This is a genomic window from candidate division KSB1 bacterium (genome assembly GCA_022562085.1).
Classification (GTDB): Bacteria; Zhuqueibacterota; Zhuqueibacteria; order Oceanimicrobiales; family Oceanimicrobiaceae; genus Oceanimicrobium.
This window is the reverse complement of sequence record JADFPY010000243.1, coordinates 1-7,076: the sequence shown is the minus strand read 5'-3', so window position 1 is coordinate 7,076 and position 7,076 is coordinate 1. Positions and strand designations below refer to the sequence as shown.

Annotated in this window: 4 protein-coding genes and 1 pseudogene; 2 read left to right on the top strand and 3 right to left on the bottom strand. The window is 46.7% G+C overall.

Annotated elements, in window-relative coordinates; genetic code table 11:
* Together IH879_16750 and IH879_16745 are read right to left on the bottom strand one after the other, a co-directional pair.
* Positions 1–859, bottom strand: an 859-nt coding sequence (locus IH879_16750) for a purine/pyrimidine permease (GenBank protein ID MCH7676576.1), incomplete at its 3' end; no start/stop codon positions are given.
* A 42-nt stretch (positions 860–901) separates the two neighbouring features.
* Positions 902–1,506: pseudogene (locus IH879_16745) on the bottom strand (transposase).
* 169 nt (positions 1,507–1,675) lie between these two features.
* Here IH879_16745 and IH879_16740 point away from each other — a divergent pair.
* Positions 1,676–2,992 carry an MFS transporter gene (locus IH879_16740; protein MCH7676575.1) on the top strand — a complete coding sequence of 439 codons (1,317 nt, stop codon included), beginning with the start codon at positions 1,676–1,678 and terminating at the stop codon, positions 2,990–2,992.
* A gap of 223 nt (positions 2,993–3,215) precedes the next feature.
* On the top strand, positions 3,216–5,555 hold the full coding sequence (locus IH879_16735; protein MCH7676574.1) for an acyl-CoA dehydrogenase family protein: 2,340 nt from the start codon (positions 3,216–3,218) through the stop codon (positions 5,553–5,555).
* Positions 5,556–5,580: 25 nt separating this feature from the next.
* Here IH879_16735 and IH879_16730 read toward each other — a convergent pair whose 3' ends face one another.
* Entirely contained in the window at positions 5,581–6,678 is a 1,098-nt protein-coding gene (locus IH879_16730; GenBank protein ID MCH7676573.1) for a toll/interleukin-1 receptor domain-containing protein, read from the bottom strand.
* Positions 6,679–7,076 lie beyond the last annotated feature (398 nt).

Below are 7,076 nucleotides of genomic sequence, written 5' to 3'. Positions count from 1 at the left end.
GGCCATCTGCAACCAGCCCCCCTTTCATTTCTTTACTGGTCGGATTTCGGTCAACCGCCGCGGTCGTTCCGGCAATATCGCCCATGGTTTCTAAAGCGCTCACCACATAAATAAAACTCATGGTGAGTATCGGCGCCAGGTGGAATTCCAGTCCAAACTTGAGAGGGCGCGGAAAACTAAACCAGCCGCCTTCGGCCATTTGCGCCAGATCCACTTTGCCAAGCGACAAGGCGAGCAAGTATCCGACCGCAACCCCGATTATCATGCTGGCGTAACTTAAAAACCCTTTTGAAAATTGGTTGAGAAAAAGCGTGATCAGCAAAACCACACCGGCAATACTTAGATTTGTCATCGAGCCGTAATCCGGCGAACCCGCTCCGCCGGCAGCGTAATCCATTCCGACCGGCACCAGTGTCAGGCCAATCAACATCACCACGATGCCCGCAGCTAACGGCGGAAAAAACCGCTGGAATTTTTTGTACGAAAACCCGATGACGACTTCGACGAAGGCCGCGGCAAAACAGGCCCCAAAAGCAGTCGCCAGATTATACTCTTTCGTAATAATGATAATTCCGGCGACGAATGCGAAGCTGGTGCCCATGACGATCGGCATGCGGGCGCCAACCGGCCCAATTGGGTAAGACTGCACAATGGTTGACACCCCGGCCATGACCAGCGCCATTTGCACCAAAAATGCCTTTTCGCCGCTGGTTAATCCAATCGCAGTGGCGATGATCAAAGGCACGGCGATGTTGCTGAGAAACATCGCCAGGATATGCTGCAGTCCAAGCGGCACGGCTTCACGAAGTGGCGGCAGGTCGTCGATGCCGTAAGCGACTTGAGGCTTTTGGTTTTTCATTAGTGAATCGTTTGTATTGGGAAATGGATTGCCATGATAAATCTATTTCCAATTCTTAGGGTTATCTGCGTCGTCGACCCATTTCACGGGGTTGTATATGATATATTCGCGAATTCGATTCAGTTCGTCTTCGTCTCGAATGACACGTTCCCTTCGGCTTCGCTCTGGGCAGGCTCCATAATTCCGCTGCCACAATTTCCCGGGAAACGATGGCCAATCGTGTTGTTTAACGCCTCGGATATATTCGTTTGTGGTAATAGATTTGAATGCGCCAACAATTTCACCCAACGTAGGGGCAGGCCTTGTGCCTGCCCTTTGCCGCACGTCAGTCCCATTTTGGGCACCCACAAGGGGTGCCCCTACGGGTTTGTCACATTCATCGTCGATAATGAAAATCACACCATGAAAATGGTTTGGCATCACAACACATTTATCTAACGAAATATTTTCGAATCGTTTCGCCATTTCCAACCATTGAGTGCGAATCATTTGACCTGCGCTATTTAATCCCGTCTCTCCGCTCTTTATTTCACCAAAGAAACATCTCCGGTCTTTCGTACAAACCGTCACAAATAAGCGCCCGCCGAACTGTAATCATATTCTTTCAGTCGAATGGAACGGCGATGATTGATCTCAGGGCCGATCATGTTAGGATCTTTTTTAGAATTCTTGAATTGTTCAAGTTAATTATAAAATTTCCAACCAAAGAAACAACGATATTTTTTAACTTTCTGACTCATATCGGTTTGGGACACAAATCATAACCAACAGGGTGAAAGGGTTGACTCTAATTTAGATTTTGAATATTTTGTATTAATGGCAAAAAAAATATCCCTCTTTCCTATTCTTCTCGTTAATTTCATTGGCACACTGGGCTTTAGCCTGGTGATGCCCTTCCTGGTTTTCCTGGTGACAAGATTCGGCGGCAATGCCCAGATCTACGGACTGCTTGGCGCCGCTTATCCGGCTTTCCAGCTCATCGGGGCGCCCATTCTCGGCAAATGGTCGGACATCTACGGTCGAAAGAAAATTCTGCTGCTGAGTCAGGCGGGAACTTTGCTGTCCTGGCTCATTTTCCTGGGCGCTTTGCTTTTACCGATCACCACCTTGCTTGACCTGCAAACTTCCTTTATGGGAGAATTTCTGGTTACTGTGCCCTTGCTGGTTTTGTTTTTGGCCCGGGCTTTGGATGGCCTCACCGGCGGCAACATCTCGGTTGCAAATGCCTATCTCGCCGACATCACCGAGGAAAAGGACCGCAGCAAAAATTTTGGCAAAATGGCCATCTCGGCAAATATGGGCTTCATTCTCGGGCCTGCCCTTGCCGGACTTCTGGGCTTCACTGTTCTGGCTGAAACTCTGCCGGTTTTAGCGGCAACGGCAATTTCTCTTGCCGCAACTTTAGTAATCGCTTTTGTTCTTCAGGAATCCCGGCCTTGTGTTCTCACAGAAAACCCCAGGAAAGGAACCGTCAGCAAAGTATTTGGCCAGGAGAATAAAGACTGCTACGAATTGGCAGGGGCGGGTGAAATTAAATTCAGAGATATTTTAAAACAAAAAAATCTTCCTTACTTGCTTACGCTTTACTTTTTTATTTATCTGGGTTTCACTTTATTTTATACAGCTTTTCCGGTGCATGCGGTTCAAGGGCTCAAGTGGTCGATTTTCGACCTGGGCATCTTTTTTTCGGTCCTGGGCTCGCTCATGATCTTTGTCCAGGGACCGGTTCTGAACAGATTAACCAAGAAATTTTCGGACGCCAGGTTAATCATTGCCGGCAATTTGATTCTGGCCACAAATTTTGTGTTGATGGTTTCCAGCGACAAAATTTACATCTACTCGGCCGCTGTGCTTTTTGCGGTCGGGAACGGCATCATGTGGCCTTCGGTTATGTCTATTTTGTCGAAGGCGGCTGGAAAAAAATACCAGGGGGCAGTGCAGGGATTTGCCGGCAGCGTTGGCAGCCTGGCGAGCATCATCGGATTAATTGGCGGCGGCATTTTTTATGGCGCCTTTGGCGCTACCACTTTCTTGATTTCAGCGGGTGTTATTTATTTCATCTTTTTTCTTTCCTTCAGGCTTCTGCGAATTGAAAAGAATATGCAGCCGGAGACCCCCACGAACAACCGATGATATTGAAATAAACAACCCAATAAAGTAGTTATTAAAATTACTTAGACCTAAATTGAGCAATTGGCGATTGGCTTTTAGCTAATAAAAGTCAATCCCGAATAAGTCGGGATGAAATGATCTTTACAACGTAAATTCTAAAAAATCAAAAAACCAAAGGCCAGCAGTCTAATGGCCAAACGCATATTTTGGGGTTAGATTAACCCGGAAATTCGGAGACTAAACAATGACAACAAAAAGCCAACTTGAAAAGTTGGACATCACTTCGGAAGCGCCGGGGCTGCTTCCTCTTCTGCCTATGCTTTATATCGCCTGGTCGGACGGAATTTTGACCCCATCTGAGCTTAAAACGATCCAGGAAAAGCTTAAGAAGCAAAACTGGATGACCAAGTCCGAGCAGAAGATTCTTGCCGGCTGGCTGGATCCGGCTTCACCGCCATCCCCTTTAGACCTGTTAAACTGGCTGAAAATTATTCGAAAATCGGCCGGAAAAATTCCTTTGTCTTCACGAAAGACATTGGTAGACCTGGGCGTCGAAGTAGCTCGTATTGGCTCGAAATCAGAATCTGACCGCTGCACGACGCCGGAGGCCTGTGTCGCTTTAGGCGTCATTGAACAAGCGCTGGGGGTTGTCAGCGCTGAGGCTGCGCGCGATGTCCTTTTCGAGGCCGCTGATATAAAGCCGGCCAAAGCCGCCAAAGCCGCACCCAAAGCCGCTTTTGATGTACAGGCAATGAGCCGCCTGCTGGAGGGTGAGCATGCTGCCATTCGGCAAAAAATAAAAAGGTTGTTTCAGGATCCCGTTTTTGGTTATGAATACGGATTAAGTAAAGAAGTCTATCGGCAAAAAGTACTTGAGTGGTGTCAGGAACTTGCCCGCCAGGGTTTGGGCGCCCTTTCATTTCCAAAGGCACAGGGCGGCCAAAACGACCTGGGATCTTTTATCGCCGCTTTCGAAACGATTGCTTTGCACGACTTAAGTCTCTCTATCAAATTTGGCGTACAGTTTGGTCTGTTTGGCGGCAGCATTTTGAACCTGGGGACCGAGTTTCATCACAAGAAATATTTGGCAGATGCCGGAACTTTGGAGCTGCCCGGATGCTTCGCCATGACCGAGCTTGGCCACGGCTCGAATGTCCGGGATATTGAAACAATTGCTGAGTATGACAGCAAAACCAGCGAATTCATTATCCACACACCCACGGAATCCGCCCGCAAGGATTACATTGGCAACGCCGCGCTGCACGGGCAAATGGCCACGGTTTTCGCCCAACTGGCACTCGACGGTGAGCATTACGGGGTTCATGCTTTTCTCGTTCCGATTAGAAATAAAAACGGCGACCTCATGCCGGGCGTTCGGATCGAAGACTGTGGAGAAAAAATGGGCTTAAACGGTGTTGATAACGGACGAATCTGGTTTAATCATGTCAGGGTTCCGCGCGAGAATTTGCTGAACCGATTTGCAGAAGTCAGTGCGGATGGCGCCTACTCAAGCCCGATCGCCGGCGCTTCTCAGCGGTTTTTTACCATGCTCGGCACACTCGTCGGCGGGCGAATCAGCATCTCTGCCGGCGCACTGAGCGCCGCTAAATCCGCTCTGACGATTACCATTCGATATGCAGCCAAACGCCGCCAGTTTGGTGCGCCGGGTGAGCAGGAGACATTGCTGATCAATTATCCAATCCACCGCCGCCGTCTTCTTCCATTGCTTGCAAATGCTTATGCCATTGATTTTGCCCAGAAGCATCTTGTCAAGCAATATGTTGAACGCACTGAAGAAAATGCCAGGGAAATCGAAGTCCTGGCCGCCGGGCTGAAAGCATTCAGCTCCTGGAACGCGACCGACACCATCCAGACCTGCCGTGAAGCTTGCGGCGGCAAGGGGTATCTCGCTGAAAACCGGTTTGCTGCGCTGAAAGCAGACTCAGAAGTTTTTACCACTTTTGAAGGAGATAACTACGTCCTGCTGCAACTGGTAGCCAAAGGTCTGCTCACCGATTTTAAACATCAATTCAGCGATATGAAGTTGCTGGGACTGGTCAAATATATCGCGGGTCAGGCCTCGACGGCCATCGCTGAGCTTAATCCGGTGATCACCCGGCTAACGGATGAGTCGCATCTTCGCGATGCCGATTTTCAGCTGAACGCTTTCGAATACCGTGAAAAACGGCTGCTGGTTACGGCGGCGCGCAGAATTAAAAATCGCATTGACGACGGCATGGATTCTTACAACGCATTTATTGAATGCCAATCCCACCTCGTGACGCTCGCCCTGGCGCATGTCGAACGAATTATCCTGGAGCAATTTCTAAAAAGTGTCGATCAGGCGGACTCCAAACTGTCTAAAATTCTGAAACGCTTATGCGATTTATTTGCACTCTCCCGCATTGAGAAAGATAACGGGTGGTTCCTCGAAAACGGCTACATCGAAGGCAACAAGGCCAAAGCCATCCGTAATCAAGTCGACCAGCTTTGCACCGAACTCAAAGACGACGCCATTCACCTGGTCAATGCTTTCGGTATTCCGGATAATCTTTTAGCTGCGCCGATAGCTTTGGAAAAGTAAACAAACCTTGCAGGTTTCATAAACCTTATTTTTTTACATCGGGAACAAGTATGTCGCCGACAGAAGTGTGGAACCCGGAGATAACACGACAATAAAGAGCAGATGTGTTATTAAACACTTCCCATACTTGTGCATATCCAATAAGAATTGTCGTTGAACTACTTCCATCATTTACTTCTCGAATAATTTTGAATTTATGTCCCTTTTGGATTCCATCCAATCTGCCTATATCGATGCGGGCGTAGTCTCCTTCCACTTTGGCGATCTTAGCTACCAGCCTAACAGAATTATCTCTGGAATCTACTTTCCTTACAGTATTTTTTGTGTGATTTGTTGTTGTAGGCGGCGGGTTATTCATTGGTACTTCAGCGATATTTTCCAGACTCTGTTTTCGATTTTCCTTTTGTATAATTTCCCCAAACTTATTAACAACCTCTTTAGACACATCACCCACCGTTTGAGGATTTTTATTTAGGAGAGTACTTGCAGAATCAGTTGATGTGCCGTTATTGATTAACTGATCATTTGTGGGTTGAATATTTTTTGCGTTTATAGCAAAATAAATTGAAACACTGACCGTCACAATCAAAACCGGTAAAGTGATCAAAAAAATTGGTTTAACTAACCTCTTTATCTTTTTCCAGTTACCTATGCCATTTTCAAACCTTGGTCGAAATCGCCTTGTTGCTGCAGATGAACTTTTTTTGGGCACAGCTAATTGCAATGAAATCAACAATTGAAAAAGTCCCCTGCTGAAATCGGAAAATTCAATATGTGCCATACCTGCGAGAATACCGGGTAATTTGGTATTATCAAATAAACAAGGAATAATTTTTTTATGGAGGGAAATTGCAGAGTTCATTTCTAGCTGAACCCATTTCGATTCTCTTGAATTATGAGTCCAAACGAGTAACAAGTGATCGCACCACTCCAGGGCGTCACTCACTCGCTTTGCAATATGGTCGCCACCTCGAACTTTGCTAAAGTCGATCCACACCTTAGCGCCTGATCGGATTAGGCATTTTTCCAATCGCCGTGCTAATGACTTATCTATCCAAGAATGACTGATAAATATTCTTGGGGGATCGGAGGATAGTTGTTGCTCAACAAGCTTAAATCTCATAGGAATTTCATTTTTACATCTGGAACAAGCATATCGTCACAGAAGCGCGGAACCCATACATAACACAATAATAAAGAGCGGATGTATTTTCAAACGCTTCCTACTTGTGCATATCCAATATGAACTGGCCAGAGCCATCCAATAAATCTGGTCGAATACGGATTCTTGAAATTCAGTTTTGTTAGTAGAGCCAGTAATGTAGAAGGGAAATGTTCAGATATCTCCCTGATACCAGAGCCAGATCTTAACGTGGGTTGAGCGATCCCTTTTTCACTTATAAAATATATAATTGCAAGCCGGTTAATATGCATAAATCTTTTAGTGGTGAGGTGACAAAGTGCAAGGTTAATAAAAATGCGACGCACTTCCCAAGTACGCCGCATTTGCTTCAGCTAGAG

Excerpts from the sequence above, each read along its gene's own strand:
- IH879_16740 (MCH7676575.1), top strand. The coding sequence starts at position 1,676 with ATGGCAAAAAAAATATCCCTCTTTCCTATTCTTCTCGTTAATTTCATT.
- IH879_16735 (MCH7676574.1), top strand. The coding sequence starts at position 3,216 with ATGACAACAAAAAGCCAACTTGAAAAGTTGGACATCACTTCGGAAGCG.
- IH879_16730 (MCH7676573.1), bottom strand. The coding sequence starts at position 6,678 with ATGAGATTTAAGCTTGTTGAGCAACAACTATCCTCCGATCCCCCAAGA.